This is a genomic window from Gilliamella sp. Nev6-6, from assembly GCF_001690605.1.
GTDB lineage: Bacteria > Pseudomonadota > Gammaproteobacteria > Enterobacterales > Orbaceae > Gilliamella > Gilliamella apicola_C.
Window position 1 is genome coordinate 1 of the sequence record NZ_LZHP01000102.1, and the last position, 26226, is coordinate 26226.

Sequence of the window (26226 nt, forward strand, 5' to 3'; positions counted from 1 at the left end):
CAGATTGATGACAAAGAACTCGCTTTTTGGCGAGTTCTTTGATCTAATAGAGAGGAGTCCACTATAAGAGAAGTTCTTCTATGCTAAAAAAACCAACTCCAGCGACACCAGAAAAAATAGAGCAAATCTCACTAGATGCGCTTGTCCCCCAAAATCATCTTGTTCGTAAAATAGCTAAAGTCATTGATTTTGAATTTATTCGAGAAGCGGTAGCACCACTTTATTGCCCGAATAACGGTCGTCCGGCAGAAGATCCGGTCAGACTGTTTAAAATCATGCTATTGGGGTATCTTTTCGGTATCCCCAGTGAACGTCGTCTGGTTCAGGAAATTCAGGTCAATTTAGCTTACCGCTGGTTTCTGGGAATGGGATTAACCGAAAAAGTGATTGACGCCTCAACACTTAGTCAAAATCGTCGCCGTCGGTTTAATGACAGTGAAATCTATCAACAGATTTTTGATAATATTGTTGAGCAGGCCATTGCCAAAGGGTTGATAAGTGGTCGGGTATTATATACGGACAGTACTCACCTAAAAGCAAATGCCAATAAAGGCAAAGCACGTAATGAGCAGCGTATTGTTGAGCCCAGTCAATATATTGATGCGCTTAATCAAGCCATCAACGCAGAAAGAGAATTAAACGGAAAAAAGCCTTAAAGCCATCGACGGTAGAGAAATACAAGGAGGTTAAAGTCAGTACAACAGATCCGGACAGTGGCTTTATGCATCGGGAAGGCAAGCCTAAAGGGTTCTTCTACTTAGATCACCGAACGGTTGATGGCAAACATAATTTAATTACCGATACCTATGTCACAGCTGGAAATATCCATGATTCCCAGCCTTACATGGCTCGATTAAAACGCCAGTTAGAGCGGTTTGGCTTTAATCCGGTTGGTGTCGGTCTTGATGCGGGTTATTTTACGGCTCCCATTTGCCATTTACTGCTGGCAGAGCAGATATATCCGGTGTTGGGTTATCGTCGTCCCACCCATGGTGCGAATCCCATCAGAAAAAAGCAGTTTATCTATAACAGTCAAAACGATACTTATACTTGCCCAAACGGGCAAACATTAATATATAAAACTACCAGCAGGGAAGGTTATCGTCATTATCATTCTGATGCAACAACCTGCAAAATCTGTCCGTTATTGTCACAGTGTACACAGAGTAAAAATACACAGAAAGTCATCACACGGCATATCTGGGAAGCAGATAAAGAGAAAGCCAACGAGATTCGTTTAAGTCAGTGGGGTAAAAAAGTCTATGCTCGGCGAAAAGAAACGATAGAGCGCAGCTTTGCTGATGCTAAACAACATCACGGACATCGCTATGCACGATTTAGAGGAAGAGCGCAGGTTCAAATGCAGTGTTTATTGGCCGCAACGGCTCAAAATATCAAGAAAATAGCGATAAAGCTATTTTTGTTACGTTTTTTTAGGCTATTTTTTAATTTATTTAATAAAATCCAAATTAAAAAGCCTATTTATGGTTTAAATAAAAAAATAAACCCCGAATTATATCGAGGTTTGTCATCAATCTGAAAGCCACTGTAAAAGTGGCTTTTTATTTCTTGAGCAAGTATTAATGTTTAATTGCTTTCAATAACCACAGCTTTTTTAATATAAACAGGCTCAACAGGTACGTTTTGATGAGGTCCCATACGTTTAGTTGGAACAGCGACGATTTTATCGACAACGTCCATCCCTTTAATTACTTTACCGAATACGGCATAGCCATATTGTTCTGGTGATTGGTAATTAAGAAAATCATTATTGACAACATTGATAAAAAATTGGCTAGTTGCACTGTTTATATCACTGGTTCTTGCCATTGCAATTGTACCACGCTCATTTTTTAAGCCATTATTCGCTTCGTTTCTAATCGGTGGGTTATTGTCTTTGAATTTTAGTTGATCATCAGCGCCACCACCTTGAATCATAAAACCAGGAATGACTCGATGAAAAGTTAGATTTTCATAAAAACCACTATTAACATAATCAAGAAAGTTTTTCGTAGTGCTCGGTGCGTGTTCGCTGTCTAATTCAAGTTCAATATCCCCCATGCTGGTTTGTAATAATACCTTGGTATCAGCTAAAGCAACGGTAGAAAATAAAGTGAGTAATGCTGTAATAAATAGCATTTTGATTTTTTCCATATATTAATTCCTTTATCCTGTGGAAGTTGGCTGATTATACTGGATATTTGATTATTATAAATATCTATTATGAAAAATTGGGTAATTTTTTGTGTTGTAACTCGCAGAAGTATTTTCTTGTATACAACGAAATAAGTAATATTCCTATTGTACTAATGTTCCTTGATAATTTGGAGTAGGTAAAGTGGCACTCTTATAACCAATTGTTGTTTTGGATTGCTACCGTTTTTATATTAACACGTTATGTTACCTGAAAATTTTTTTACAAACAGTTTATTAAATCTTATGCGATGTGTTTTGTGTGATATGCCTTTATTTTTGCCCCATCATGGCATTTGTTGTCAGTGTGTTAAAAATCTACCTAAATTTTATAAGGTTTGTCATCAATGCTGTTTACCGCATTCTTTATCGACTGATACCTGTTATCGATGTCGTGCAAAGCAACCGCACTGGGACGAGTTGATAGCTGTGTCTGATTATATTAATCCATTAAAAAAATTGGTTCATCATTTTAAGTTCTACAGTAAAATTGAATTAAATATTGCATTGGCAAGATTAATGTTTTTGGCATGGTATCAACGACGAGAAGCAGGTGCTTTAATTAAACCTGATTTGGTGACTTGTGTACCGTTACATCACATTCGCTACTGGTCTAGAGGTTTTAATCAAGCCGAGTTATTGGCAAAACCGATTGCTAGATGGCTAAATTGTGATTTTTACCCTCATTTGTTATCCCGTAAGCAAAATTTACGCGATCAAAAAAATCTATCTCTTACCGAAAGAATTACGAATGTCGAAACACTTTTTATGTGTCGCCAAGATCTCTCGCACAAATCGGTAATGCTTATTGATGATATTGTCACAACTGGTAATACAATTAATGCCATTAGCCAACAATTAAAAAAATGTGGTGCAACAAGTGTTCATGTTGTTTGTTTGTGCCGTACAGTATTGTAAAATCCTAAACAATCCCTATAATAACCAAGAAAGTTAGTCAACTATTATAATAAATGATGTTAGGTCTATTTGTACCTAATTATATTAATGTGAGGGGTTATGTCTATTATCACTATTTCTGAATCAGCTCAACAGCACTTTAAAAAATTGCTTGCTAATCAACCTGATGGAACACAAATTCGAGTATTTGTTATTAACCCAGGTACACCAAGCGCAGAATGTGGGGTTTCATATTGTCCAGCTGATACAGTAGAAGATAGCGATATAGAAGAGAAATTTAATGACTTTTCAGTTTTTATCGATGATATTAGTGCACCATTTTTAGAAGAAACTGTCATTGATTATGTGACTGATGAGTTAGGTTCACAATTGACATTAAAAGCGCCAAACTCGAAAATGAAAAAGGTGGCTGATGATGCCCCATTAATTGAACGCGTTAATTATGTGATTCAAGCTCAAGTTAACCCACAATTGGCAAACCATGGCGGGCATGTGAGCTTAGTTGAATTGACAGAAGATAACTATGCCATATTGCAATTTGGTGGCGGTTGTAATGGTTGCTCAATGGTTGATTACACTTTAAAAGAAGGCATTGAGAAACAATTAATGGCAGAGTTTCCTGAACTGGCAGGTGTTAGAGATATTACAGAACACCAAGCTGGCGCCCATTCTTTTTGCTAAATTTGAAAGAAAATAATTTTTACTTAGACCTTGCTTATTGCTAGGATTAAGTCATAATCGGTTGATGTTTGCCATTTGACATTATGATGGGGTTTTATGAATCAAGTTAGTATTATTTCAGATCTTATCGTTTGGATTGAAAGGAATTTGGAACAACCATTATCTATTGATCATGTTGCACGAAAATCAGGTTATTCAAAATGGCACTTACAACGTATGTTTAAAGAAGTTACTGGCCAGGTTCTTGGTACTTATATTCGTCATCGCCGTTTAACTTATGCAGCGCTTGCTTTACGTATGACAAGTAAGCCTATTTTAGATATTGCAATGCAATATCGTTTTGATTCTCAGCAAACATTTACCCGATCTTTTAAAAAACAATTTAATGAAACGCCAGCAAGTTATCGTCGAGGAGAATATTGGGATCCTACAGGGTTAACACCAGCTATTGAGCTAAATAAAAATCAGCTTTTATTGCCTGAGCCAAAATTTGTTAATATGCCAAAACAAACTTTTTGGGGAATTACCTATAAAAATAATTGTACATTAAGTCGATTGCTAGATGAAGAAATTAAACTCCGAGAGCAGTTTTTTAATAATTATTTATCTCGCTGTACACACAAAAATCAGAATCTACCCGATAAAATTTATGCATTTAATCAGATCTTAAAAAGTAAAGATAATGACAATGAGCGAGATCTTTTTTATACCATAGCCTTAGATCAGAATAATAATCTCGAATACATAGAACAATTTGTAAGTGAGGGTGGTTTATATCTTTGTTTTAAATATATTGGCACTCCTGATGAGTTTAGTGATTTTATTTCGCAAGTTCATTTAGCCGCGATGCCAGCGTTAAAGGTACGTTTGCGCAGTTCCAGTTGTGTAATTGAAATTCATCATAATCATCATAATGACATTACTGAATCAATTAAGAATATTACACATATGGAGTGCGATTATTGTGTGCCGGTTGTGACAGAAAGTGAAGTCAATATCCAACCAAATTTATAGCGACTAAATGTATTATAACGAGATCTAAAAAGCAATAGATAGATATTGACCGATGTATTTAGTTATCTGAGTTTAATAAAATATTTTCTAACCATTTTTTGAATTCTGGAGTTGCCTCTTTAAGGCTATTTGATCCCCTAGTTACTGTTGCAATCCCAATTTTAAGTTGCTCTTTGAGCTGGCGCTGATTGGTTGAACCATCAAGTAATGAATGTATAATTTTGACGCGAGTAATTAAAGCGTCGCGTTCATCAGCAGTCATTAATAACTTTAATATATCAAGTGAATAACCATCGTTAAATGCTTGGTGTAATATTCCAACGGTTTGTTTCCATTCTTTAGTTTTCATTGTAATCACCATTAATATTGTTGATTAAATTCATTGGGATTAAGAATATTGACATCTTTCTTTCCTAAGATTGTTTGATAAATATAATCATATACCAATACGTTTTTTACGTAGTTACGTGTTTCCGTAAACGGTATGCTTTCAATAAATGCGGCTGCGTCAAGTTTACCATTACTGTTATTAAGCCATTTTTTTACACGATTAGGCCCAGCATTATAAGCTGCTGAAGATAATATACGATTATTACTATTTTGTAGATAAACGGTATTTAGATACGAAGTGCCTAATTCTATATTGGTTTTAGGATCAAACAATTGTGCCGATGAGACATAAGTCACCGTATCTATTTTTTTAGCTGTTTCTTTTGCTGTCGCTGGCATTAATTGCATTAATCCGCGAGCACCAGCTGGCGATTTGGCGGTGCTATTAAGGGCACTTTCTTGACGAGATATCGCTAAAGCATAAGAAAGCGGAATACTTTTATTTTTTAATGCTTTGTTATATAAATCTTTGTACATAATGGGTAAACGTTCCGTCCAGTTATTCCAAAGCTTGCCAACAATGGTTGCTTGAATGCTAAGATCCCCCCATCCTTTTTGTAAGGCATATTGAGATAATGCTAAGTATTCACTTTTATTTGTTTGGTGATTCAACATATAACGCCATTCGTTACTTAATTCTGATACCATACCAAAATAACGTAATTCGTTAATTCTTTTTACATAAGGTTGATTGTCATATTTGGCTTTTAATGTTGATATTTCTGCTTGTGTAATTTTTGGCGACTGGTTCTTAAGTAAATAAGGTTGGTTAAGTGTTTGTGCACTTATCATGCCATAAAATCCACGTTTGTTTGTGAGCGCTTGTAAAATTTTATTAGCTTCATTTGTTTGTTTATTATTGAGTAATACTCGAGCTTGCCAGTATTGCCATTCTTCTTTTAATTGATCTTCTGGTGATAATTGCGCTAGCCAATAGGCAATATCAGAAAAGTTATAGGCATCTATGGCAAGGCGGATACGCTTTTCGACCAATGCCGTATCATGATATTTAGTAATATAGCTATCACGCCATTTTATTTGTTCATTAGTAGCGGAATCTTTAAAGTAGCTGTTGGCTAAACTCTTTTGTAATTCAGCTTGCTCTACTTCAGTTAACGCCTGCTGTTTAACTAATTTTGGCAATAACAATGCAGCTAAATTCATATCAGTTTTTACTAAGCGAGGGAATGATGCTAAGACTACTTTTTTAGTGAAGGTGCTAGCTTTAATATTTTTTGAAAAATCCTCTAACTTTTTGGGATTATCAAGTACAGCGAGCAAATTGATTTTAGTTGTTTTGTTGTTGTCATCAAGTAGGTTAGTTAGATGTTTGGCCAATTTTAAATTATTTGCTTCAATAGCAAGTTCAATGCGTAATAGTATTAAATTAGCTGTTCGTTTACCTGCTTGAGTCCAAGCGTTGATTAATGGATCACATGCAGAAGGAAGCTCTTTGCCAGTCTTCCAAAGTGATTCGATAGTACTGAAGGTAGTTTGGTTATTTCCTTGTTGTAGTAATGCATACTGATAGCGACAATTAGAGAGAATAGAATTATCTTTTGGAAAAGAAATGATTGAATTCCAGTCTTGACGAGAACTTAGTTCTGTTAGATAAGATTGTATTAGTGAGTCTGTTAATGGAAAGTCCTTATATTGGTTAACAAAGTCACTTACCATTTCAGGTGAAACCAATTTGATATTTTTTTGAAAAAACTGTACAGCAGCATAAGGATATAATGGATAATTTTTTATGCTAGAAAGCAATATTTGTTGGTCTTCAAAATTAAGCGATTGATAGGAATTAAGCCATTTTTGATAATGTTCTCGTTGCTCCTTTTGCGACCTGTCTGCGTAAACACTACCTGTGTAAATACTACATGTACAAAGTAGACATATTATCAAAAAATAACGTAATACTAATTTCATCCCTTAACTCCTATATTAATTTAGTTCGTTAGATTAGCATATTCTGTTACGATTCGTCGATAATCAACTAACGGCTTAATTCCTACTAAAATACTCAACTAAATACTTGACTAAATTAAATGGATATATACAATAAAGCGATAACGCATAGGGGAATGATTAATGAAATTGACATCAAAAGGACGATATGCGGTGACAGCAATGCTTGATGTTGCATTACATGCTGATTCAGGGCCTGTATCACTTGCAGAGATTTCAGAACGTCAAGAAATTTCACTTTCTTATCTTGAACAATTGTTTGCTCGTTTACGTAAAAATGGCTTAGTACGGAGTGTTAGAGGTCCTGGTGGCGGTTATATATTGAGTCGCTCTATGGATCAAATTGCGATTAGCTCAATTGTTAAAGCTGTTGATGAGACAGTGCATGCAACAAAATGTCATGGGCAAGATGGATGCCAAGGTGGTGTGAGATGTTTAACTCACACATTGTGGAATGAACTAAGTGAGCGAATTGAGGACTTTTTAACTAGCATTACGTTAAGTGAATTGGTTAATGATAAAGAAGTTAAAGCCGTTGCTAGCCGACAAAGTAATATACAACACGTTCAGATCAATTAATAAAAATAGAATATAGAATTTGTCATTGGGAGTGATTAATGAAACTACCTATTTATATGGATTATGCAGCGACAACCCCTGTTGATCCTAGAGTTGCTGAAAAAATGATGCAGTATTTAACCCCAAATGGGATTTTTGGTAACCCGGCATCTCGTTCTCATAAATTTGGTTGGCAAGCAGAAGAAGCAGTTGATATTGCTCGCAATCAAATTGCTGATCTTATTGGTGCTGATTCACGAGAAATTGTTTTTACATCTGGTGCAACTGAAGCCGATAATTTAGCGATCAAAGGCGCTGCTCATTTTAATCAAGCGAAAGGTAAGCACATTATTACTTGTAAAACTGAGCACAAAGCCGTGCTTGATACTTGCCGCCAGCTTGAGCGAGAAGGTTATGAAGTAACTTATTTAGCTCCTGAATCAGATGGTATTCTTGATTTAGATAAACTTGCAGAGGCAATGCGTAGTGATACAACTGTTGTATCTATTATGCATGTTAATAATGAAACAGGTGTTATTCAAGACATCGAGAAAATTGGTGAAATGTGCCGTGAACGAGGCATTGTCTTTCATGTTGATGCAACGCAATCTGTAGGTAAATTACCCATTGATGTGGCCAAGTTAAAAGTTGATTTAATGTCATTTTCTGGTCATAAGATTTATGGCCCAAAAGGAATTGGTGGACTTTATGTAAGACGTAAACCTCGTGTGCGAATTGAAGCGCAAATGCATGGCGGTGGTCATGAGCGGGGTATGCGCTCAGGCACGTTACCTGTGCACCAAATTGTCGGCATGGGTGAAGCGTACCATATAGCCAAAGAAGAAATGGCAGCTGAAATGCCTCGCCTTTTAGCGCTAAAAAATCGTTTATGGAATGGGTTAAAAGATATCGAAGAAGTTTACCTTAATGGTTCTTTGGAACACAGTGTACCAAATATTTTAAATGTGAGTTTCGCGTATGTTGAAGGTGAATCGCTTATGATGGCTTTAAAGGATTTAGCAGTTTCATCTGGTTCGGCATGTACATCTGCGAGCTTAGAGCCTTCTTATGTGCTACGTGCATTAGGGCTTAATGATGAGCTTGCACATAGCTCAATTCGTTTTTCATTGGGTCGATTTAGTACTGAAGAAGAAGTGGACTATGTGATTAAATTAATTAAAAATTCTATTGATAAATTAAGAGATTTATCGCCACTTTGGGAAATGTTTAAAGATGGTGTTGATTTAACAAAAATTAGATGGTCAGCCCATTAATATTAGGAGCAAATTATGGCATACAGTGAAAAAGTTGTTGATCATTATGAAAACCCTCGTAATGTAGGTTCTTTTGATCAAAATGATCCTAATGTCGGTAGTGGCATGGTTGGGGCGCCTGCGTGTGGCGATGTAATGCGTTTACAAATCAAAGTGAATGATAATGGCATTATTGAGGACGCTAAGTTTAAAACCTATGGTTGTGGTAGCGCAATTGCATCAAGCTCTTTAGTAACCGAATGGATTAAAGGTAAATCATTAGATGAGGCCGAAGCGATTAAAAATACGGATATTGCTGAAGAGTTGGCTTTACCGCCTGTTAAAATTCACTGCTCGATCTTAGCCGAAGATGCGATTAAAGCAGCAATCGATGACTATAAAACGAAAAAAGGACAACGTTAATGGCAATCACATTGACTAATAGCGCTGCTGATCGTGTTCAAGCTTTTTTAGCTAATCGTGGAAAAGGTATTGGATTACGATTAGGTGTTAAAACATCCGGTTGCTCAGGTATGGCCTATGTTTTAGAGTTTGCCGATGTGATTAATGACGATGATAGTGTCTTTGAAGATAAACATGTCAAAGTTATCGTTGATAAGAAGAGCTTAGTTTATATTGATGGAACAGAGCTTGATTTTGTCAAAGAAGGGCTAAATGAAGGCTTTAAATTCAATAACCCTAATGCTCATAATGAATGCGGTTGTGGTGAAAGTTTTAACGTGTAATTGGGCGCAATAATTATGGTTAATTATTTCGAGTTATTCAATTTACCTGTTCAGTTGCCGGTGGATGTGATTTCGTTAACAACCCATTATCAGCAATTGCAACGGCAATATCATCCAGATAATTTTGCTGTAGCAACTGATAGTGAAAAAATGGCCGCTGTGCAAAAATCAGCCACCATTAATGATGGTTATCAAATCCTAAAAAATCCGATAAAAGCTGCGGAATATTATCTATCTTTGCAAGGTTTTGATGTTGCCACAGAAAACAATATTATTCATGATGCCGATTTTTTAATGGAGCAATTTGCTTTACGTGAGAGGCTTGATAGTATTGAAAACCAAGCTAATTTTCAAGCATTAGATGACTTTCATAAAGAAATTATCGAACGTGAAAAAATGGTATATAACCAACTATTACAATTCATAGTAAAACAAGACATAGTAAAACAAGATTGGCAAAGTGCGCTTAATCAAATCTATAAGCTTCGTTATCTAGCTCGATTGATTGAACAAATCGAAAAGTTACAAGACAAACAATTTGATTTATAATTTACGATAAATGATGAATCAATAGAGATAGATTAAATGGTATTATTACAAATTAGTGAACCAGGACAAACACCAATGCCACATCAGCGTCGCATTGCAGTGGGTATCGATCTTGGTACAACTAATTCACTCGTAGCAACGGTTCGTAGTGGGCAAGCCGAGGTTTTACCCGATTTGCAAGGCGATTCATTGTTGCCATCGGTTGTACATTACGGTGTTGATCATGATGATAACCCTGTTATTACTATTGGTAAATATGCCAAATCCAATGCTATAAATGATCCCCAAAATACGGTTAGTTCTGTTAAACGATTAATGGGTAGAAGTTTAGCAGATATAGAACAATCCCATTTTCCTTATACCTTTTCGCAAACAGAAAGTGGTGTCCCGTTATTAAATCTGCCTAATGGTCAGGTTAATCCAGTACAAGTCTCTGCTGATATCTTGGTTGCACTCGCCGAACGAGCAAGAGAAAGTTTAAACGGTGAAATTGACGGTGCTGTGATAACTGTGCCAGCTTACTTTGATGATGCCCAGAGGCAAGCAACTAAAGATGCAGCAAAATTAGCTGGTTTACATGTGCTTCGCTTATTAAATGAACCAACTGCCGCGGCCATTGCTTATGGCTTAGATTCTAAAAAAGAAGGGGTCATTGCCGTTTATGATTTAGGTGGCGGAACTTTTGATATTTCGATTCTTCGCCTAAATAAAGGCGTTTTTGAAGTGCTAGCAACCAGTGGTGATTCTGCTCTTGGTGGTGATGATTTTGATAGGTTGCTTGCTGACTATATAAAAAAGGAATTTGGTTTAACTGATAATATAGATCCTATTATTAATCAAAATATTAGTTATCAAGCGACGGATATAAAAATATTACTGAGTAATGAAGATGTTGCTATATTTACACTTAATAATCAATCATTAACTATTACTCGTCAGCATTTTCAACAATTAATAGAGCCATTAGTTAAACGCACTTTGGCTGTTTGCCGTCGGGCGTTAAAAGATGCGCAAATAGGCGTGGATGAAGTGCTTGAAGTCGTTATGGTTGGTGGTTCTACTCGAGTACCGTTAGTAAGAGAATTAGTTGGTAATTATTTTAAAACCCAGCCGTTAACGTCTATTGATCCAGATAAAGTTGTTGCTATTGGAGCTGCCATTCAAGCGGATATATTAGTAGGGAATAAATCTGATTCTGATATGTTGCTACTTGATGTCATTCCATTGTCTTTAGGGATTGAAACTATGGGGGAACTAGTCGAAAAGATTATTCCTCGTAATAGCACTATTCCATGTGCAAGAGCGCAAGAATTTACCACTTTTAAAGATGGTCAAACAGCCATGATGATTCATGTCTTGCAAGGTGAGCGTGAAAGTGTTGCCGACTGTCGCTCCTTAGCTCGGTTTACATTGAGGGGAATTCCTGCTATGCCCGCTGGCGGTGCACATATACGGGTGACTTTTCAAGTTGATGCCGATGGTTTATTAAGTGTTACGGCGATGGAAAAATCAACTGGTGTAGAAGCTACAATTCAAGTTAAGCCCTCTTACGGTCTGACCGATAAAGAGATTGCGACCATGATTCAAGATTCAATTAGTCATGCACAGCAAGATAAACAAGCCAGAATGCTTGCTGAAAAAAAAGTTGAGGCGGCACGTGTGCTAGAGAGTTTACAAGGCGCTTTAGACAAAGATGCTGATTTATTAAACGATAGCGAGCTTAGCCAAATTTTAGCCGCTCAGCGCCAATTGCAAGTAGCACGTGAGTCAGATGATAGTTATACAATTGAAAAGCACATTAAAATTGTTGATAGTGTGACACAAGATTTTGCCGCTAGGCGAATGGATAGGTCAATCCATCGTGCCTTAGCTGGCCATAAAGTTGATGATATTTAACTAACGGGATTATTATGCCAAAAATTACTTTTTTACCCAATGCCGATCTTTGCCCTGAAGGAAAAACTGTTGAAGCGCAGGAAGGTGAATCTATTTTAGACGTGGCATTGCGCAATGATATTGAAATAGAGCATGCTTGTGAGATGTCTTGTGCTTGTTCTACATGTCACTGTATTGTTCGTAAAGGGTTCGAGTCACTTGAGGAAAGTGATGAGCAAGAAGATGATATGTTAGATAAAGCCTGGGGAGTCGAGCCTTATAGCCGTTTAAGTTGTCAAGCTCGTGTAGCGAATGAAGATCTAGAAGTCGAAATTCCAAGATATAGCCTTAATCACGCCAAAGAAGATCATTAATTAATAGTCAGAATGATTACCTATCTATAATTTGATGTAAAGAATAATATTAAGCTTGGTGATTCGTTTTAAATTTCATAATTTTGAACCGATAATCAAGCGAACAGCCATATCTTTCGATTCTAAATATCTGTATTTATTTCTTGCCGTTAGTTAATTAACAGGGTATAATCAGCCCACTTTGTTTATTGCCTTTATATAAACAAATGATGAAAAGATATAATTTCTACAACAGAAAATAGCTAATTATATCGACAATACTCCCGATTTGGGGGTTACGAAAAAGAACGGATTACACTCTCCTGTCAATCGAAACAGGGCAAGAGGAGTAGTCTTTTGTTATAACTTTTAAATAATGGAGCTCTGGTCTCATGTCGAACCAAAGAATCCGTATCCGGTTAAAAGCGTTTGATCATCGTTTGATTGATCAATCAACTGCTGAAATTGTAGAAACTGCGAAGCGCACAGGTGCGCAGGTTCGTGGTCCTATTCCATTACCGACACGCAAAGAGCGTTTTACTGTATTGATCTCTCCGCACGTTAACAAAGATGCGCGTGATCAGTATGAGATTCGCACTCATAAGCGTCTAGTTGATATTGTTGAGCCAACTGAAAAAACAGTTGATGCTTTAATGCGTCTAGATCTTGCTGCCGGTGTTGATGTGCAGATCAGTTTAGGTTAATCCTAGGCTGAATGATTGAGAGGTCGAAACAATGATTGGTTTAATCGGTCGTAAAGTAGGAATGACACGAATCTTCACTGAAGAGGGTGTTTCTATTCCTGTCACCGTAGTAGAAGTTCAAAGTAATCGTATTACTCAAGTTAAAACCCTTGAGAATGATGGTTATCAAGCTATTCAGGTTACTACTGGCAGTAAAAAAGCAAGCCGCGTAAATAAACCTGAAGCAGGTCATTTCGCTAAGGCTGGCGTTGAAGCTGGTCGTGGTCTATGGGAATTCCGTTTTGAAGAAGGTGAATTTACTGTAGGTCAAAGTATTAACGTTGATATTTTTACTGACGTTAAAAAAGTTGATGTTACTGGAACATCTAAAGGTAAAGGTTTTGCTGGCGTTACTAAACGTTGGAATTTCCGTACTCAAGATGCGACTCATGGTAACTCTTTGGCACACCGTGGTCATGGCTCTATCGGTCAAAACCAAACTCCGGGTAAAGTGTTTAAAGGTCGTAAAATGGCAGGTCACTTAGGTAATGAACGTGTAACAGTTCAAAACTTAGATATTGTGCGTGTTGATGCAGAACGTAACCTTTTATTAATTAAAGGTGCAGTTCCTGGTGCAATCAATAGTGACGTAATTGTTAAACCAGCAATCAAGGCTTAACGTCGAGGAGATAGAGATGGAATTAGTAGTAAGAGACGCGCAAGCGCTTTCTGTTTCCGAAACTACCTTCGGACGTGAGTTTAATGAAGCGTTAGTTCACCAAGTAGTTGTTGCTTATGCATCTGCTGCTCGTCAAGGCTCACGCGCACAAAAAACTCGTGCAGAAATCGCTGGTTCAGGTAAAAAACCATGGCGTCAAAAAGGCACTGGTCGTGCTCGTTCAGGTTCTATTAAGAGCCCAATTTGGCGTAGTGGTGGTGTAACATTTGCAGCAAAACCACAAGATCATAGCCAAAAAGTTAACCGTAAAATGTATCGTGGTGCATTAAAGAGTATTTTCTCTGAATTAGTGCGTCAAGAACGTTTAGTTGTGGTTGAAACATTTACTGTTGAAGCACCTAAGACTAAATTATTAACTCAGAAATTAAATGATATGAATCTTAATGATGTTCTTATTATCGCTTCTGAAGTTGATGAAAATCTTTTCTTAGCAGCACGTAACTTGCATAAAGTTGATGTGCGTGATGTAGCAGGTATTGATCCAGTTAGTTTGATTGCATTTGACAAAGTGGTTATCACTGTTGATGCCGTTAAACAAGTAGAGGAGATGTTAGCATGATTCGTGAAGAGCGTCTGCTTAAAGTCCTGCGAGCACCACATGTTTCTGAAAAAGCATCTATTTCAATGGAAAAAACAAATACATTAGTATTGAAAGTTGCTAAAGATGCTACTAAGAGAGAGATTAAAGCCGCAGTTGAACAACTATTTGAAGTTAAAGTAGATGACGTTAATACACTTGTTGTTAAAGGTAAAGTTAAACGTCGTGGTCAACAAATCGGTCGCCGTAGCGACTGGAAAAAAGCTTACGTTACTTTAGCAGAAGGTCAAAATTTAGACCTTGCTGGCGTCGCTGAGTAATTCGGAGGAGTAAGAACAATGGCAGTTGTTAAGTGTAAACCTACATCTCCGGGTCGTCGCCACGTTGTTAAAGTGGTTAACCCAGAGTTGCATAAAGGTAAGCCTTATGCACCGTTGCTTGATTCAAAAAGCAAAACTGGTGGTCGCAATAATAATGGTCGAATCACTACCCGTCATATCGGTGGTGGTCATAAGCAACATTATCGTATTGTCGACTTTAAGCGTAATAAAGATGGTATTCCAGCAGTTGTTGAACGTTTGGAATATGATCCAAACCGTAGTGCAAATATTGCATTGGTTTTATATAAAGACGGTGAACGTCGTTATATTTTAGCGCCTAAAGGCTTAAAAGCAGGTGATCAGATCCAATCTGGTGTTGATGCATCAATTAAAACAGGTAACTGTTTACCAATGCGCAATATTCCAGTCGGTTCTACCGTGCATAACATTGAAATGAAACCAGGTAAAGGCGGACAACTTGCTCGCTCGGCTGGTAGCTATGTGCAAATCGTTGCACGTGATGGTGCTTATGTAACATTACGCCTACGTTCAGGTGAAATGCGTAAAGTATTATCTGATTGCCGCGCCACTATTGGTGAAGTGGGTAACTCAGAACATATGCTTCGCGTACTAGGTAAAGCGGGTGCAACGCGTTGGCGTGGTGTTCGTCCTACTGTTCGTGGTACAGCAATGAACCCGGTAGACCATCCACATGGTGGTGGTGAAGGTCGTAACTTTGGTAAACATCCTGTGTCTCCATGGGGTCAAAAAGCCAAAGGATTGAAAACGCGTAGCAACAAACGTACTGATAAGTATATTGTTCGCCGTCGCAATAAGAAATAATTAATATAGAGGATTAGCTATGCCACGTTCTCTCAAGAAGGGTCCTTTTATTGACCTACACTTGCTGAAGAAGGTAGAGAAAGCGGTGGAAAGCGGGGACAAGAAACCAATTCGTACTTGGTCCCGTCGTTCAACGATCTTTCCTAACATGATCGGTTTGACCATCGCTGTCCATAATGGTCGTCAGCACGTTCCAGTTTATGTTTCCGATGAAATGGTTGGTCATAAATTGGGTGAATTCGCGCCGACTCGTACTTATCGCGGTCACGCAGCTGATAAGAAAGCTAAGAAGAAATAAGTAGGAGAAAGAGATGGAAACAATTGCAAAGTACCGCCACGCTCGTTCTTCTGCACAAAAAGTTCGCTTAGTTGCAGATCTTGTTCGCGGTAAGAAAGTGTCTCAGGCACTAGATATTTTAACGTACACCAATAAAAAAGCGGCTGTACTTGTTAAAAAAGTATTAGAGTCTGCTATTGCTAATGCAGAGCATAACGATGGTGCTGATATTGATGATCTAAAAGTTGCGAAAATTTTCGTAGACGAAGGTCCAACCATGAAGCGCATTATGCCTCGTGCGAAAGGTCGTGCAGATCGAATTTTGAAGCGTACGAGTCACATCACCGTGATCGTCTCAGATCGCTAGGCTGGAGAATAGCAATGGGTCAAAAAGTAAATCCAAATGGTATCCGATTAGGCATTGTCAAGCCTTGGACATCTACATGGTATTCGGGTACAAAGACATTCGCTGATAATTTAGAAAGTGATTTTAGAGTGCGTGAGTTCTTAAATAAAGAATTAGCTCAAGCGTCAATCTCTAAAATTGTGATCGACCGTTCAGCAGAAACTAACGTTCGAATTACTATTCACACCGCTCGTCCAGGGATTGTGATTGGTAAAAAAGGTGAGGACGTTGAAAAATTACGTAATGCCGTAGCTTCTATTGTCAATAAATATAAAGACAAAAAAGAGAAGCGTGATGTTGCGGTACAAATTAATATTGCAGAAGTTCGCAAACCAGAACTTGATGCAAAATTAGTTGCTGACAGCATTACTTCTCAGTTAGAACGCCGTGTTATGTTCCGTCGCGCTATGAAACGTGCGGTACAAAACGCAATGAAAGCGGGTGCTAAAGGTATCAAAGTTGAAGTAAGTGGTCGTTTAGGCGGCGCTGAAATTGCTCGCAGTGAGTGGTACCGTGAAGGTCGTGTGCCTTTACATACCTTACGAGCTGATATCGACTATGGATTGTCTGAAGCATTAACTACCTATGGTATTATTGGTGTTAAAGTGTGGATCTTCAAAGGTGAGATCCTTGGTGGTATGGCTGCCGTTGAACAAGCAGAAAAACAACCTGCTGCTCAACCGAAAAAGCAGCGCAAAGGCCGAAAACAATAAGGAGCGTCGCTGATGTTACAACCAAAGCGTACAAAATTCCGTAAAGTGCACAAGGGCCGCAATCGTGGTCTTGCTGTAAGTACTGATGTTAGTTTCGGTACATTCGGTCTTAAGGCTGTAGGTCGTGGTCGTTTGACTGCGCGCCAGATCGAAGCGGCACGTCGTGCAATGACTCGTGCAGTTAAGCGTCAAGGTAAAATCTGGATTCGAGTTTTCCCTGATAAACCAATTACTGAAAAACCACTTGCAGTGCGTATGGGTAAAGGTAAGGGTAACGTTGAATACTGGGTTGCTCAGATTCAACCAGGTAAAGTCCTTTATGAAATGGACGGTGTACCGGAAGAAGTTGCTCGTGAAGCATTTGCGTTGGCAGCTGCAAAACTGCCAATTAAAACCACCTTTGTGATTAAGACGGTGATGTAAATGAAAGCAAAAGAGCTACGCGAAAAAAGCGTTGAAGAGTTAAATACTGAACTTCTTAATTTATTACGTGAGCAATTTAACTTACGTATGCAATTAACTGGAGGTCAGTTAACACAGACTCATATGTTAAAACAAGTGCGTCGTAATATTGCACGTGTTAAAACGTTATTAACTGAGAAGGCGGGTGCGTAATATGACTACTGAAGTAAAAATTCGTACTCAGCAAGGTCGTGTTATTAGCGACAAAATGGATAAATCTATAACTGTAGCTATTGAACGTAAAGTGAAGCATCCGTTATATGGTAAGTTCATTAAACGTACGACTAAATTGCATGTACATGATGAAAACAACGAGTGTGGTATTGGTGATACTGTAGAAATTAAAGAGTGTCGTCCATTATCAAAAACCAAATCTTGGACTCTTGTTCGAATCGTTGAAAAAGCAGTTATTTAATCTTTTTGATTGAAAACTGTACATAATATAATAAACGGCTTAGTAGCCGTTTATTTTATGCTATCCATTTTATGTGAGTGGTGTTATACTATACGCCCTCACATAAGTGGGTTTTTGGTTGTCTATTCTTATCCATGGTAGTTGAGGTGGATGAAGGTAGATTAGACAATAATTTATTTATACGGAGCATTAAAATGATCCAAGAACAGACTAGGCTAGATGTTGCCGATAACTCTGGCGCACGTAGTGTAATGTGTATCAAGGTTCTCGGTGGCTCGCACCGTCGTTATGCAGCGGTAGGTGATATCATCAAAGTTACCATTAAAGAAGCAATTCCTCGTGGTAAAGTTAAGAAAGGTGATGTGCTTAAAGCTGTTGTAGTGCGCACTAGAAAAGGTGTTCGTCGTCCTGATGGATCTGTCATTCGTTTCGATCGTAATGCTTGTGTTATTTTAAACAATAACAGTGAGCAACCGATAGGTACGCGTATTTTTGGACCGGTCACTCGTGAACTTCGCTCTGAGAAGTTTATGAAGATCATTTCATTAGCACCAGAAGTACTGTAAGGAGCGGGTAATGGCAGCGAAAATCCGTCGAGAAGATGAAGTTATCGTGTTAACCGGTAAAGATAAAGGTAAACGCGGTAAAGTAAAAAGCGTTTTGTCTACAGGTAAAGTGATTGTTGAAGGTATTAATTTGGTGAAAAAACACCAAAAACCAGTACCTGCATTAAATCAAGAAGGTGGAATTGTTGAAAAAGAAGCAGCAATTAATGTTTCTAACGTGGCAATTTTCAACCCAGCTACAGGCAAAGCAGATCGCGTAGGCTTTCGTTTTGAAGACGGTAAAAAAGTCCGTTTTTATAAGTCTACTAATGAATTAATCAATTAAGTAATTTGGAGTGTACGATGGCGAAACTGCATGATTACTACAAAGCACAGGTAGTAAATAAACTGCAAGAACAGTTTGGCTACAAATCTGTCATGCAAGTCCCTCGGATCGAAAAGATCACCTTGAATATGGGTGTGGGTGAAGCAATTACTGATAAGAAATTATTAGATAATGCTGTTGCAGATTTAGCAGCAATCAGTGGTCAAAAACCACTTGTCACTAAAGCACGCAAATCAGTTGCTGGTTTTAAAATCCGTCAAGGGTATCCTATTGGTTGTAAAGTCACTTTACGTGGCGAACGTATGTGGGAATTTTTTGAACGTCTAGTTTATATTGCTCTTCCTCGTACTCGAGATTTCCGCGGTTTAAGCGCAAAATCTTTTGATGGTCGTGGTAACTATAGCATGGGTGTTCGTGAACAAATCGTTTTCCCTGAAATCGATTATGATAAAGTTGATCGTGTTCGTGGTTTAGATATTACTATCACAACTAGTGCACAATCAGATGAAGAAGGCCGAGCTTTATTATCTGCCTTTAACTTCCCATTTCGTAAGTAAGGTAGGGCATAATGGCTAAACAATCAATGATTGAACGCGATAAGAAACGCGTAAAGCTAGCAGAAAAATATTTTGCAAAGCGTCAAGAATTAAAAGCGATTATCTCTGATCTTAATGCATCAGATGAAGATCGTTGGAATGCAGTGCTTAAATTGCAAACGCTTCCTCGTGATTCTAGTCCATCACGTCAACGTCGTCGTTGTCGTCAAACTGGTCGTCCTCATGGCGTCCTTCGTAAGTTTGGTTTAAGCCGTATTAAGGTTCGCGAGTCAGCCATGCGTGGTGAGATTCCTGGTCTTAAAAAGGCAAGTTGGTAATCAGGGGAGTGTTATAGATGAGCATGCAAGATCCTATAGCAGATATGTTGACCCGTATTCGTAATGGTCAATCTGCGAATAAAGTTGCAGTCACCATGCCTTCCTCTAAGCTAAAAGTGGCAATTGCCAATGTGCTAAAAGAAGAAGGTTATATCGGAGACTATAAAGTTGTTGGTGACACTAAGCCAGAATTGGAAATTACTTTGAAGTATTTCCAAGGCAAAGCTGTTGTAGAAAGTATTAAACGTGTTAGCCGTCCAGGTTTACGTATTTATAAGCGTAAAGATGAATTGCCAAAAGTTATGGCTGGATTAGGTATCGCAGTTGTTTCTACTTCTAAAGGTGTTATGACTGATCGTGCAGCACGCCAAGCGGGTCTTGGTGGTGAAATTATCTGCTACGTAGCGTAAGGGAGAAAAAAATGTCTCGTGTTGCAAAAGCACCTGTCGTTGTTCCTGCTGGCGTAGAGGTAAAACTCGATGGTCAGGTAATTACGATTAAAGGTAAAAATGGCGAGTTATCTCGCACAATAAATAATGCTGTTGTGATTAATCAAGAAGAGGGTCAAATTAAATTTGCTCCTCGCGATGGCTTTGCTGATGCTTGGGCTCAAGCTGGTACGGCTCGTGCATTGATTAATGCGATGGTTATTGGTGTTACTGAAGGTTTTACTAAAAAACTTCAGCTAGTTGGTGTCGGTTATCGTGCACAAGTTAAAGGTAATGCAATTGGTTTATCTCTTGGATATTCACATCCAATTGAACATCAATTACCTGCAGGTGTGTCAGCTGAATGTCCTTCTCAAACTGAAATTGTACTGAAAAGTGCTGATAAACAGTTAATTGGACAAGTGGCTGCAGATATCCGTGCTTATCGTCGTCCTGAACCTTATAAAGGTAAAGGTGTTCGTTACGCAGATGAAGTTGTGCGTACTAAAGAAGCTAAGAAAAAGTAAGGTAACACTATGGATAAGAAATCAGCTCGTATCCGTCGTGCAACTAAAGCGCGTCGCAAGATGCATGAATTACTTGCAACTCGCTTGGTAGTTCACCGCACTCCGCGTCATATTTATGCGCAGATTATCGCACCAAACGGATCAGAAGTACTGGCAGCCGCTTCTACATTAGAAAAAGCTATCAGTGAAAGTTTAAAATACACCGGAAACAAAGATGCAGCAGCGGCGGTTGGTAAAGCAATTGCAGAGCGTGCATTAGCGAAAGATATCAAAGAAGTTTCATTTGATCGTTCAGGTTTCCAATATCATGGTCGAGTTCAGGCGCTAGCAGATGCTGCTCGCGAAGCTGGCCTACAGTTCTAAGGTAGGAGTTAAAGATGTCAAACATCGAAAAACAAGCTGGTGAACTGCAGGAAAAACTAATCGCAGTTAACCGAGTTTCTAAAACCGTAAAAGGTGGTCGTATTTTTAGTTTTTCTGCACTAACAGTTGTTGGTGACGGTAATGGCCGCGTAGGTTTTGGATATGGTAAAGCACGTGAAGTACCAGCAGCAATTCAAAAAGCAATGGAAAAAGCACGTCGTAATATGATTAATGTTGCTTTAAACAACGATACTTTACAGCATCCAGTTAAAGGTGCTCACACAGGTTCTCGTGTTTATATGCAACCAGCATCAGAAGGTACCGGTATTATCGCTGGTGGTGCGATGCGTGCCGTTTTAGAAGTTGCTGGTGTTCGTAACGTTCTGGCTAAAGCATATGGTTCTACTAACCCAATTAATGTGGTTCGTGCAACTATTGATGGCTTAGAAAATATGAAATCACCAGAAATGGTTGCTGCTAAGCGTGGTAAAACCGTCGAAGAAATTTTGGGGTAATTAACCATGGCAAAAACAATTAAAATTACACAAACCCGTAGTTCTATTGGTCGTCTACCGAAGCATAAAGCAACGTTAGTTGGATTAGGATTACGTCGTATTGGTCATACTGTTGAGCGTGAGGATACTCCTGCAATTCGTGGTATGGTAAACCAAGTTTATTACATGGTTAAAGTTGAGGAGTAATAGTAATGCGTTTAAATACTTTATCTCCTGCTGAAGGTTCAAAGCATGCACCGAAACGCCTAGGCCGAGGAATTGGTTCTGGGTTAGGTAAAACAGGTACTCGTGGTGTTAAAGGTCAAAAATCCCGTTCAGGTGGTGGCGTTCGCCGTGGCTTTGAAGGTGGTCAAATGCCTTTATATCGTCGTTTACCAAAATTTGGTTTTACCTCACGTAAAGCTTTAGTTACAGCTCAAGTTCGTCTTTCTGATTTAATGAAGGTTGAAGGCGATATTGTTGACTTAAATAGCTTAAAAGTTGCAAATGTGATTAATTCACATATTGAATATGCAAAAATCATGTTATCTGGCGAAGTAACTAAACCAGTAACTGTTCGTGGTATTCGAGTAACTAAAGGTGCTAAAGCTGCAATTGAAGCTGCTGGCGGAAAAATTGAGGAATAATTAGAAAGATGGCAAAGCAACCAGGATTAGATTTTCAAAGAGCACGAAGTGGTAGCGGTGAGCTTACAAGACGCTTAATGTTTGTGCTTTTAGCGCTTATTGTTTTTCGTCTAGGTTCTTACGTTCCAGTTCCTGGTATTGATACTAAAGCGTTATCGGACTTACTAGCAAAAGCATCTTCAAATGGTATTGTTGGTATGTTCAATATGTTCTCTGGTGGTGCTTTAAGCCGTGCTTCAATTTTTGCTTTAGGGATAATGCCTTATATTTCTGCATCGATTATAGTGCAGCTATTAACTACAATTAGTCCTAAATTGTCAGAATTGAAGAAAGAAGGTGAATCAGGTCGTAAGAAAATTAGTCAGTATACGCGTTATGGTACATTAGGGCTAGCGATAGTGCAGGCTGTTGGTATTGCGACTGGTTTACCTAATCATCCAGATTACGGTCATGTAGTGATTAATCCTGGATTTTCTTTCTATTTTATTGCATCGGTTAGCTTAGTTACTGGCACTATGTTTCTTATGTGGCTAGGTGAGCAGATCACAGAGCGAGGCGTAGGCAATGGTATTTCGATCATTATCTTTGCTGGTATTGTGGCTGGTCTTCCTCATGCAATATATGAAACTATTGAACAAGCTCGTTCTGGTTCACTGCACCCGATTTTACTATTAGTGGTCGCTGCCTTAGTGGTTGGTGTGACTTATTTTGTTGTTTTTGTTGAGCGTGGTCAACGTCGTATTGTTGTTAACTATGCACAGCGACAACAAGGTCGTCGTATTTATGCGGCGCAAAGCACGCATTTACCATTAAAGATTAATATGGCAGGTGTCATTCCTGCAATATTTGCTTCAACAATTGTTATGTTACCATCTATGATGGCTTCTTGGTTCCAAGGAGATGGTGAAGGCTGGAGATATATTATGGTACTTATCAATCAATATTTCTCTCATGATGAACCGTTATATATAATCTTTTTTGTGGCGGCAATTATCTTCTTTTGTTTCTTTTATACAGCATTGGTTTTCAATCCGAGGGAAACAGCAGATCAGCTTAAAAAATCTGGTGCATTTATTCCAGGTATCCGCCCAGGCGAACAAACTTCTAAGTATATTGACAAAGTGATGACTCGTTTAACACTAATTGGCGCGATATATATTACTGTTGTTTGTTTGATTCCAATGTTTATGACAAGTGCAATGAAAGTTCCAGTCCAATTTGGTGGAACATCGTTATTAATTGTTGTTGTTGTAATCATGGATTTTATGGCACAAGTACAGACTTTAATGATGCCAAATCGTTATGAGTCAATGTTAAAGAAAGCGAATCTTAAAGGCTACGGTCGGTAAGTTAGCCAGAAGTTACGGAGAAAAATATGAAAGTTCGTGCTTCAGTCAAGAAATTATGCAGAAATTGTAAAATCATTAAACGTAATGGCATTGTTCGTGTTATTTGCGTTGAAGGTAAACATAAACAACGTCAAGGTTAATTTATTTAACTGGAAGTTGATTTGCATATTTTTCTTGCCAAAGTATAGTAAAGCTGGCTAGAATAGCCAGCTTAGATTTAGTTGTGAATTCACCGTTTGAGTATCCTGAAAACGGGCTTTTCAGTATGGTGAATTTGCTAAACATTAACAATAAAGGAGTGCATAGTGGCCCGTATAGCAGGCATTAACATTCCTGATCAACAACATGCTGTGATTGCTTTACAAGCGATTTATGGTATTGGAGCTACCCGTGCTAAGACAATTTGTTCTGAAGCCGGTATTCCTGAAAATGTTAAGATCAGAGAACTATCTGAAGATCAGATTGAAAAGTTACGTGAACAAGTCGCTAAATTTACCGTTGAAGGTGATTTACGTCGTGAAGTAACTATGAGTATCAAGCGTTTATTAGACCTTGGTTGTTATCGTGGCATGCGTCACCGTCGTGGACTTCCTGTTCGCGGTCAACGCACAAAGACTAACGCTCGTACCCGTAAGGGACCGCGTAAGCCAATCAAGAAATAATTGAGGTATAATTAAATGGCAAAGACACCTGTTCGTACACGTAAACGTGTAAAAAAGCAAGTTTCTGATGGTATAGCTCATATTCATGCATCATTCAACAATACAATCGTAACTATTACCGATCGTCAAGGTAATGCGTTAGGTTGGGCAACCGCTGGTGGTTCTGGTTTCCGTGGCTCTCGTAAGTCAACACCTTTTGCAGCTCAAGTAGCAGCGGAACGTTGTGCTGAAGCTGTCAAAGATTACGGAATTAAAAATCTGGAAGTTATGGTAAAAGGACCTGGTCCTGGTCGTGAGTCAACAATTCGTGCATTAAATGCTGCGGGCTATCGCATCACTAACATTACTGATGTTACTCCGATTCCTCATAACGGTTGTCGTCCACCAAAGAAACGTCGTGTTTAATTTATTAAACATTGAATGTTTAGGATTATTGGAGAAATAAAATGGCAAGATATTTGGGACCAAAACTCAAATTAAGTCGTCGCGAAGGTACAGATTTATTCCTTAAATCTGGTGTCCGAGCGGTTGACAGTAAATGTAAATTAGAACAAGCTCCTGGGCAACATGGTGCGCGTAAACCGCGTTTATCAGATTATGGTGTTCAGTTACGTGAAAAACAAAAAGTTAGACGTATTTATGGAATTTTAGAACGTCAATTCCGTAATTACTACAAAAGCGCAGCGCGTATTAAAGGCAATACAGGTGAAAACCTACTTGGTCTTTTAGAACGTCGCTTAGATAACGTTGTTTATCGCATGGGATTTGGTGCTACTCGCGCTGAAGCTCGTCAATTAGTTAGTCATAAAGCTGTTCTTGTTAATGGTCGCGTTGTAAATATTGCATCTTACCAAGTTTCACCTGAAGATGTGATTAGTGTTCGCGAAAAGTCAAAAAAACAAGCACGTATTAAAGCCGCTTTAGAGTTAGCTGAACAACGTGAAAAACCAACATGGTTAGAAGTTGATGCTAGCAAAATGGAAGGCGTATTTAAACGCTTACCAGAACGTTCAGATTTATCTGCTGACATCAACGAACATTTGATCGTCGAACTTTACTCTAAGTAAAGTTTAGCACTTAAGAGAGGACATAATGCAGGGTTCTGTAACAGAGTTTTTAAAACCTCACCTAGTTGATGTTGTTCAATACAGCCAAACACACGCCAAAGTGACTTTAGAGCCACTTGAACGTGGTTTTGGTCATACTTTAGGTAATGCACTACGCCGCATTTTATTATCATCTATGCCGGGATATGCAGTAACCGAAGTTGAAATTGACGGTGTTCTGCATGAGTACAGTACTAAAGAAGGCGTTCAAGAAGATGTACTTGATATTTTGCTTAATTTAAAAAAATTAGCAGTGCGTGTACATACTAAAGATGATGTTATGCTGACGTTAAATAAATCAGGTATTGGTGCAGTAACCGCATCTGATATCACTCACGATGGTGATGTTGAAATTGTTAATCCTGATTTAGTAATTTGTCATCTTACTGATGCCAATGCTTCAATTAGTATGCGTATTCGTGTACAACGAGGACGTGGTTATGTCCCTGCTTCTGCTCGCGTTAAGTCAGAAGATGAAGAACGACCAATAGGTCGTTTGTTAGTTGATGCATGTTATAGCCCTGTAGAGCGTATCGCATATTCTGTTGATGCTGCTCGTGTGGAACAACGTACGGATTTAGATAAGCTTGTTATCGATATGGAAACAAATGGGACTATCGATCCTGAGGAATCTATTCGTCGTGCATCAACTATTTTGGCTGAACAACTTGAAGCTTTCGTTGATTTACGTGATGTGCGTCAACCAGAAGTGAAAGAAGATAAACCGGAATTTGATCCAGTTCTCTTACGTCCAGTAGATGATTTGGAATTAACTGTTCGGTCTGCTAATTGCTTAAAAGCAGAAGCAGTTCATTATATTGGTGATTTAGTGCAACGTACTGAAGTTGAGTTACTTAAAACTCCTAATCTTGGTAAGAAATCGCTTACTGAAATTAAGGATGTGCTCGCCTCTCGTGGTTTATCTTTAGGCATGCGTCTTGAGAATTGGCCACCAGCAAGTATTGTTGAAGACTAAGATAAAATTTATATAAGA

Annotated in this window: 41 protein-coding genes; 38 read left to right on the forward strand and 3 right to left on the reverse strand. The window is 38.4% G+C overall.

Annotation, left to right across the window (positions count from 1 at the left end; genetic code table 11):
* The first annotated feature begins 80 nt into the window (after positions 1-80).
* Positions 81-1540, forward strand: a protein-coding gene (locus tag A9G42_RS12680; protein WP_257006433.1) for an IS1182 family transposase whose coding sequence is annotated in 2 segments (ribosomal slippage) — positions 81-654 and positions 654-1540 — 1461 coding nt in all. Because the reading frame shifts where the segments join, the coding sequence is not laid out codon by codon here.
* Between the two features lie 47 nt (positions 1541-1587).
* Here the strand turns inward: A9G42_RS12680 and A9G42_RS12685 are convergent.
* Complete coding sequence (locus A9G42_RS12685; protein WP_065653590.1) at positions 1588-2154, reverse strand: peptidylprolyl isomerase; 567 nt, start codon at positions 2152-2154, stop codon at positions 1588-1590.
* A 468-nt stretch (positions 2155-2622) separates the two neighbouring features.
* On the opposite strand from A9G42_RS12685, the gene A9G42_RS12690 reads away from it, so the two are divergent.
* The 3 genes from A9G42_RS12690 to robA all read left to right on the forward strand — a co-directional run bounded on the left by A9G42_RS12690 (position 2623) and on the right by robA (position 4806).
* The gene (locus tag A9G42_RS12690; protein WP_176700685.1) at positions 2623-3111 is read left to right on the forward strand and encodes a phosphoribosyltransferase family protein; all 489 of its coding nucleotides are present in this window, start codon (positions 2623-2625) and stop codon (positions 3109-3111) included.
* A 105-nt stretch (positions 3112-3216) separates the two neighbouring features.
* The gene (nfuA, locus tag A9G42_RS12695) at positions 3217-3792 is read left to right on the forward strand and encodes a Fe-S biogenesis protein NfuA (protein WP_065567189.1); all 576 of its coding nucleotides are present in this window, start codon (positions 3217-3219) and stop codon (positions 3790-3792) included.
* Between the two features lie 96 nt (positions 3793-3888).
* Positions 3889-4806 (forward strand): MDR efflux pump AcrAB transcriptional activator RobA, encoded by a 918-nt coding sequence (robA, locus tag A9G42_RS12700; RefSeq protein WP_065653591.1) that lies wholly within the window; start codon positions 3889-3891, stop codon positions 4804-4806.
* A gap of 58 nt (positions 4807-4864) precedes the next feature.
* Here the strand turns inward: robA and trpR are convergent, their stop codons facing one another.
* Entirely contained in the window at positions 4865-5155 is a 291-nt protein-coding gene (gene trpR / locus A9G42_RS12705) for a trp operon repressor (RefSeq protein ID WP_218057753.1), read from the reverse strand.
* 11 nt (positions 5156-5166) lie between these two features.
* Positions 5167-7122, reverse strand: coding sequence for a murein transglycosylase (gene sltY, locus A9G42_RS12710; protein WP_065653592.1), 1956 nt, complete (start codon positions 7120-7122; stop codon positions 5167-5169).
* 162 nt (positions 7123-7284) lie between these two features.
* Here sltY and iscR point away from each other — a divergent pair, with 162 nt between their 5' ends.
* The 34 genes from iscR to A9G42_RS12880 all read left to right on the forward strand — a co-directional run bounded on the left by iscR (position 7285) and on the right by A9G42_RS12880 (position 26208).
* Entirely contained in the window at positions 7285-7740 is a 456-nt protein-coding gene (gene iscR, locus A9G42_RS12715; RefSeq protein WP_065653593.1) for a Fe-S cluster assembly transcriptional regulator IscR, read from the forward strand.
* A gap of 38 nt (positions 7741-7778) precedes the next feature.
* Complete coding sequence (locus A9G42_RS12720; RefSeq protein WP_065653594.1) at positions 7779-8993, forward strand: IscS subfamily cysteine desulfurase; 1215 nt, start codon at positions 7779-7781, stop codon at positions 8991-8993.
* A 15-nt stretch (positions 8994-9008) separates the two neighbouring features.
* On the forward strand, positions 9009-9395 hold the full coding sequence (gene iscU / locus A9G42_RS12725; protein WP_065567163.1) for a Fe-S cluster assembly scaffold IscU: 387 nt from the start codon (positions 9009-9011) through the stop codon (positions 9393-9395).
* The gene (gene iscA / locus A9G42_RS12730) at positions 9395-9718 is read left to right on the forward strand and encodes an iron-sulfur cluster assembly protein IscA (RefSeq protein ID WP_065583270.1); all 324 of its coding nucleotides are present in this window, start codon (positions 9395-9397) and stop codon (positions 9716-9718) included. Before iscU ends, iscA begins: the two co-directional genes overlap by 1 nt.
* 15 nt (positions 9719-9733) lie before the next feature.
* Positions 9734-10267, forward strand: coding sequence for a Fe-S protein assembly co-chaperone HscB (gene hscB, locus A9G42_RS12735; protein WP_065653595.1), 534 nt, complete (start codon positions 9734-9736; stop codon positions 10265-10267).
* Between the two features lie 36 nt (positions 10268-10303).
* Positions 10304-12163, forward strand: a complete 1860-nt coding sequence (gene hscA, locus A9G42_RS12740) for a Fe-S protein assembly chaperone HscA (RefSeq protein ID WP_065653596.1) — start codon at positions 10304-10306, stop codon at positions 12161-12163.
* Between the two features lie 14 nt (positions 12164-12177).
* Positions 12178-12516, forward strand: coding sequence for an ISC system 2Fe-2S type ferredoxin (gene fdx, locus A9G42_RS12745; RefSeq protein WP_065583273.1), 339 nt, complete (start codon positions 12178-12180; stop codon positions 12514-12516).
* 371 nt (positions 12517-12887) lie between these two features.
* Positions 12888-13199, forward strand: a complete 312-nt coding sequence (gene rpsJ / locus A9G42_RS12750) for a 30S ribosomal protein S10 (RefSeq protein WP_006120582.1) — start codon at positions 12888-12890, stop codon at positions 13197-13199.
* A gap of 31 nt (positions 13200-13230) precedes the next feature.
* Positions 13231-13857, forward strand: coding sequence for a 50S ribosomal protein L3 (rplC, locus tag A9G42_RS12755; RefSeq protein ID WP_065567159.1), 627 nt, complete (start codon positions 13231-13233; stop codon positions 13855-13857).
* A 16-nt stretch (positions 13858-13873) separates the two neighbouring features.
* The gene (gene rplD / locus A9G42_RS12760) at positions 13874-14476 is read left to right on the forward strand and encodes a 50S ribosomal protein L4 (RefSeq protein WP_065567158.1); all 603 of its coding nucleotides are present in this window, start codon (positions 13874-13876) and stop codon (positions 14474-14476) included.
* Entirely contained in the window at positions 14473-14775 is a 303-nt protein-coding gene (gene rplW, locus A9G42_RS12765) for a 50S ribosomal protein L23 (RefSeq protein ID WP_034885052.1), read from the forward strand. Before rplD ends, rplW begins: the two co-directional genes overlap by 4 nt.
* Positions 14776-14793: 18 nt before the next feature.
* A complete protein-coding gene (gene rplB / locus A9G42_RS12770; protein ID WP_065558580.1) occupies positions 14794-15618 on the forward strand; it encodes a 50S ribosomal protein L2 in 825 nt (274 codons plus the stop codon).
* Positions 15619-15637: 19 nt separating this feature from the next.
* Entirely contained in the window at positions 15638-15916 is a 279-nt protein-coding gene (gene rpsS / locus A9G42_RS12775) for a 30S ribosomal protein S19 (protein WP_024496505.1), read from the forward strand.
* Positions 15917-15929: 13 nt separating this feature from the next.
* Positions 15930-16262 (forward strand): 50S ribosomal protein L22, encoded by a 333-nt coding sequence (rplV, locus tag A9G42_RS12780; RefSeq protein ID WP_034884235.1) that lies wholly within the window; start codon positions 15930-15932, stop codon positions 16260-16262.
* Between the two features lie 14 nt (positions 16263-16276).
* Complete coding sequence (gene rpsC, locus A9G42_RS12785; RefSeq protein WP_034884234.1) at positions 16277-17014, forward strand: 30S ribosomal protein S3; 738 nt, start codon at positions 16277-16279, stop codon at positions 17012-17014.
* Positions 17015-17026: 12 nt separating this feature from the next.
* Complete coding sequence (rplP, locus tag A9G42_RS12790; RefSeq protein ID WP_034911153.1) at positions 17027-17437, forward strand: 50S ribosomal protein L16; 411 nt, start codon at positions 17027-17029, stop codon at positions 17435-17437.
* On the forward strand, positions 17438-17629 hold the full coding sequence (rpmC, locus tag A9G42_RS12795; protein ID WP_065567157.1) for a 50S ribosomal protein L29: 192 nt from the start codon (positions 17438-17440) through the stop codon (positions 17627-17629).
* 1 nt (position 17630) lies between these two features.
* Complete coding sequence (rpsQ, locus tag A9G42_RS12800) at positions 17631-17891, forward strand: 30S ribosomal protein S17 (protein ID WP_034911151.1); 261 nt, start codon at positions 17631-17633, stop codon at positions 17889-17891.
* A gap of 194 nt (positions 17892-18085) precedes the next feature.
* Positions 18086-18457: a 50S ribosomal protein L14 gene (rplN, locus tag A9G42_RS12805; protein ID WP_025314392.1), complete on the forward strand. Its 372-nt coding sequence runs from the start codon at positions 18086-18088 to the stop codon at positions 18455-18457.
* A gap of 10 nt (positions 18458-18467) precedes the next feature.
* Complete coding sequence (rplX, locus tag A9G42_RS12810; RefSeq protein WP_065567156.1) at positions 18468-18782, forward strand: 50S ribosomal protein L24; 315 nt, start codon at positions 18468-18470, stop codon at positions 18780-18782.
* A 17-nt stretch (positions 18783-18799) separates the two neighbouring features.
* Positions 18800-19339 carry a 50S ribosomal protein L5 gene (gene rplE / locus A9G42_RS12815; RefSeq protein WP_065558584.1) on the forward strand — a complete coding sequence of 180 codons (540 nt, stop codon included), beginning with the start codon at positions 18800-18802 and terminating at the stop codon, positions 19337-19339.
* Positions 19340-19350: 11 nt separating this feature from the next.
* Complete coding sequence (gene rpsN, locus A9G42_RS12820; protein ID WP_025314395.1) at positions 19351-19656, forward strand: 30S ribosomal protein S14; 306 nt, start codon at positions 19351-19353, stop codon at positions 19654-19656.
* Positions 19657-19673: 17 nt separating this feature from the next.
* The gene (gene rpsH, locus A9G42_RS12825; RefSeq protein WP_065567155.1) at positions 19674-20066 is read left to right on the forward strand and encodes a 30S ribosomal protein S8; all 393 of its coding nucleotides are present in this window, start codon (positions 19674-19676) and stop codon (positions 20064-20066) included.
* An 11-nt stretch (positions 20067-20077) separates the two neighbouring features.
* Entirely contained in the window at positions 20078-20611 is a 534-nt protein-coding gene (gene rplF / locus A9G42_RS12830) for a 50S ribosomal protein L6 (RefSeq protein WP_065567154.1), read from the forward strand.
* A 9-nt stretch (positions 20612-20620) separates the two neighbouring features.
* Positions 20621-20974: a 50S ribosomal protein L18 gene (gene rplR / locus A9G42_RS12835; RefSeq protein ID WP_025314398.1), complete on the forward strand. Its 354-nt coding sequence runs from the start codon at positions 20621-20623 to the stop codon at positions 20972-20974.
* Positions 20975-20988: 14 nt separating this feature from the next.
* Positions 20989-21489, forward strand: a complete 501-nt coding sequence (gene rpsE / locus A9G42_RS12840; protein WP_025314399.1) for a 30S ribosomal protein S5 — start codon at positions 20989-20991, stop codon at positions 21487-21489.
* 6 nt (positions 21490-21495) lie between these two features.
* Entirely contained in the window at positions 21496-21675 is a 180-nt protein-coding gene (rpmD, locus tag A9G42_RS12845) for a 50S ribosomal protein L30 (RefSeq protein WP_025314400.1), read from the forward strand.
* 5 nt (positions 21676-21680) lie between these two features.
* Positions 21681-22115, forward strand: a complete 435-nt coding sequence (rplO, locus tag A9G42_RS12850; protein ID WP_065567153.1) for a 50S ribosomal protein L15 — start codon at positions 21681-21683, stop codon at positions 22113-22115.
* A gap of 8 nt (positions 22116-22123) precedes the next feature.
* Entirely contained in the window at positions 22124-23464 is a 1341-nt protein-coding gene (secY, locus tag A9G42_RS12855; RefSeq protein WP_065587792.1) for a preprotein translocase subunit SecY, read from the forward strand.
* Positions 23465-23490: 26 nt separating this feature from the next.
* Entirely contained in the window at positions 23491-23604 is a 114-nt protein-coding gene (rpmJ, locus tag A9G42_RS12860; RefSeq protein WP_025314403.1) for a 50S ribosomal protein L36, read from the forward strand.
* A 165-nt stretch (positions 23605-23769) separates the two neighbouring features.
* Positions 23770-24126, forward strand: coding sequence for a 30S ribosomal protein S13 (gene rpsM / locus A9G42_RS12865; protein WP_065567151.1), 357 nt, complete (start codon positions 23770-23772; stop codon positions 24124-24126).
* Positions 24127-24141: 15 nt separating this feature from the next.
* Positions 24142-24531, forward strand: coding sequence for a 30S ribosomal protein S11 (rpsK, locus tag A9G42_RS12870; protein ID WP_025314405.1), 390 nt, complete (start codon positions 24142-24144; stop codon positions 24529-24531).
* A 41-nt stretch (positions 24532-24572) separates the two neighbouring features.
* Positions 24573-25193, forward strand: coding sequence for a 30S ribosomal protein S4 (rpsD, locus tag A9G42_RS12875; RefSeq protein ID WP_065567150.1), 621 nt, complete (start codon positions 24573-24575; stop codon positions 25191-25193).
* 25 nt (positions 25194-25218) lie between these two features.
* The gene (locus tag A9G42_RS12880; RefSeq protein WP_065567149.1) at positions 25219-26208 is read left to right on the forward strand and encodes a DNA-directed RNA polymerase subunit alpha; all 990 of its coding nucleotides are present in this window, start codon (positions 25219-25221) and stop codon (positions 26206-26208) included.
* Positions 26209-26226 lie beyond the last annotated feature (18 nt).

Bases quoted from the DNA above. Each gene is read 5' to 3' on its own strand.
- rplF (WP_065567154.1), top strand. From the start codon at position 20,078: ATGTCTCGTGTTGCAAAAGCACCTGTCGTTGTTCCTGCTGGCGTAGAG.
- rpsN (WP_025314395.1), top strand. From the start codon at position 19,351: ATGGCTAAACAATCAATGATTGAACGCGATAAGAAACGCGTAAAGCTA.
- rpsQ (WP_034911151.1), top strand. From the start codon at position 17,631: ATGACTACTGAAGTAAAAATTCGTACTCAGCAAGGTCGTGTTATTAGC.
- rplW (WP_034885052.1), top strand. From the start codon at position 14,473: ATGATTCGTGAAGAGCGTCTGCTTAAAGTCCTGCGAGCACCACATGTT.
- rpmD (WP_025314400.1), top strand. From the start codon at position 21,496: ATGGCAAAAACAATTAAAATTACACAAACCCGTAGTTCTATTGGTCGT.
- rpsC (WP_034884234.1), top strand. From the start codon at position 16,277: ATGGGTCAAAAAGTAAATCCAAATGGTATCCGATTAGGCATTGTCAAG.
- hscA (WP_065653596.1), top strand. From the start codon at position 10,304: ATGGTATTATTACAAATTAGTGAACCAGGACAAACACCAATGCCACAT.
- rpmJ (WP_025314403.1), top strand. From the start codon at position 23,491: ATGAAAGTTCGTGCTTCAGTCAAGAAATTATGCAGAAATTGTAAAATC.
- rplO (WP_065567153.1), top strand. From the start codon at position 21,681: ATGCGTTTAAATACTTTATCTCCTGCTGAAGGTTCAAAGCATGCACCG.
- rpsS (WP_024496505.1), top strand. From the start codon at position 15,638: ATGCCACGTTCTCTCAAGAAGGGTCCTTTTATTGACCTACACTTGCTG.
- rpsE (WP_025314399.1), top strand. From the start codon at position 20,989: ATGTCAAACATCGAAAAACAAGCTGGTGAACTGCAGGAAAAACTAATC.
- robA (WP_065653591.1), top strand. From the start codon at position 3,889: ATGAATCAAGTTAGTATTATTTCAGATCTTATCGTTTGGATTGAAAGG.
- rplD (WP_065567158.1), top strand. From the start codon at position 13,874: ATGGAATTAGTAGTAAGAGACGCGCAAGCGCTTTCTGTTTCCGAAACT.
- fdx (WP_065583273.1), top strand. From the start codon at position 12,178: ATGCCAAAAATTACTTTTTTACCCAATGCCGATCTTTGCCCTGAAGGA.
- rplB (WP_065558580.1), top strand. From the start codon at position 14,794: ATGGCAGTTGTTAAGTGTAAACCTACATCTCCGGGTCGTCGCCACGTT.
- hscB (WP_065653595.1), top strand. From the start codon at position 9,734: ATGGTTAATTATTTCGAGTTATTCAATTTACCTGTTCAGTTGCCGGTG.
- rpsK (WP_025314405.1), top strand. From the start codon at position 24,142: ATGGCAAAGACACCTGTTCGTACACGTAAACGTGTAAAAAAGCAAGTT.
- rplC (WP_065567159.1), top strand. From the start codon at position 13,231: ATGATTGGTTTAATCGGTCGTAAAGTAGGAATGACACGAATCTTCACT.
- A9G42_RS12720 (WP_065653594.1), top strand. From the start codon at position 7,779: ATGAAACTACCTATTTATATGGATTATGCAGCGACAACCCCTGTTGAT.
- rplP (WP_034911153.1), top strand. From the start codon at position 17,027: ATGTTACAACCAAAGCGTACAAAATTCCGTAAAGTGCACAAGGGCCGC.
- rpmC (WP_065567157.1), top strand. From the start codon at position 17,438: ATGAAAGCAAAAGAGCTACGCGAAAAAAGCGTTGAAGAGTTAAATACT.
- rpsJ (WP_006120582.1), top strand. From the start codon at position 12,888: ATGTCGAACCAAAGAATCCGTATCCGGTTAAAAGCGTTTGATCATCGT.
- A9G42_RS12685 (WP_065653590.1), bottom strand. From the start codon at position 2,154: ATGGAAAAAATCAAAATGCTATTTATTACAGCATTACTCACTTTATTT.
- iscU (WP_065567163.1), top strand. From the start codon at position 9,009: ATGGCATACAGTGAAAAAGTTGTTGATCATTATGAAAACCCTCGTAAT.
- iscR (WP_065653593.1), top strand. From the start codon at position 7,285: ATGAAATTGACATCAAAAGGACGATATGCGGTGACAGCAATGCTTGAT.
- sltY (WP_065653592.1), bottom strand. From the start codon at position 7,122: ATGAAATTAGTATTACGTTATTTTTTGATAATATGTCTACTTTGTACA.
- rpsH (WP_065567155.1), top strand. From the start codon at position 19,674: ATGAGCATGCAAGATCCTATAGCAGATATGTTGACCCGTATTCGTAAT.
- A9G42_RS12880 (WP_065567149.1), top strand. From the start codon at position 25,219: ATGCAGGGTTCTGTAACAGAGTTTTTAAAACCTCACCTAGTTGATGTT.
- rpsD (WP_065567150.1), top strand. From the start codon at position 24,573: ATGGCAAGATATTTGGGACCAAAACTCAAATTAAGTCGTCGCGAAGGT.
- rplR (WP_025314398.1), top strand. From the start codon at position 20,621: ATGGATAAGAAATCAGCTCGTATCCGTCGTGCAACTAAAGCGCGTCGC.
- rplN (WP_025314392.1), top strand. From the start codon at position 18,086: ATGATCCAAGAACAGACTAGGCTAGATGTTGCCGATAACTCTGGCGCA.
- iscA (WP_065583270.1), top strand. From the start codon at position 9,395: ATGGCAATCACATTGACTAATAGCGCTGCTGATCGTGTTCAAGCTTTT.
- secY (WP_065587792.1), top strand. From the start codon at position 22,124: ATGGCAAAGCAACCAGGATTAGATTTTCAAAGAGCACGAAGTGGTAGC.
- rplV (WP_034884235.1), top strand. From the start codon at position 15,930: ATGGAAACAATTGCAAAGTACCGCCACGCTCGTTCTTCTGCACAAAAA.
- rplE (WP_065558584.1), top strand. From the start codon at position 18,800: ATGGCGAAACTGCATGATTACTACAAAGCACAGGTAGTAAATAAACTG.
- trpR (WP_218057753.1), bottom strand. From the start codon at position 5,155: ATGAAAACTAAAGAATGGAAACAAACCGTTGGAATATTACACCAAGCA.
- rplX (WP_065567156.1), top strand. From the start codon at position 18,468: ATGGCAGCGAAAATCCGTCGAGAAGATGAAGTTATCGTGTTAACCGGT.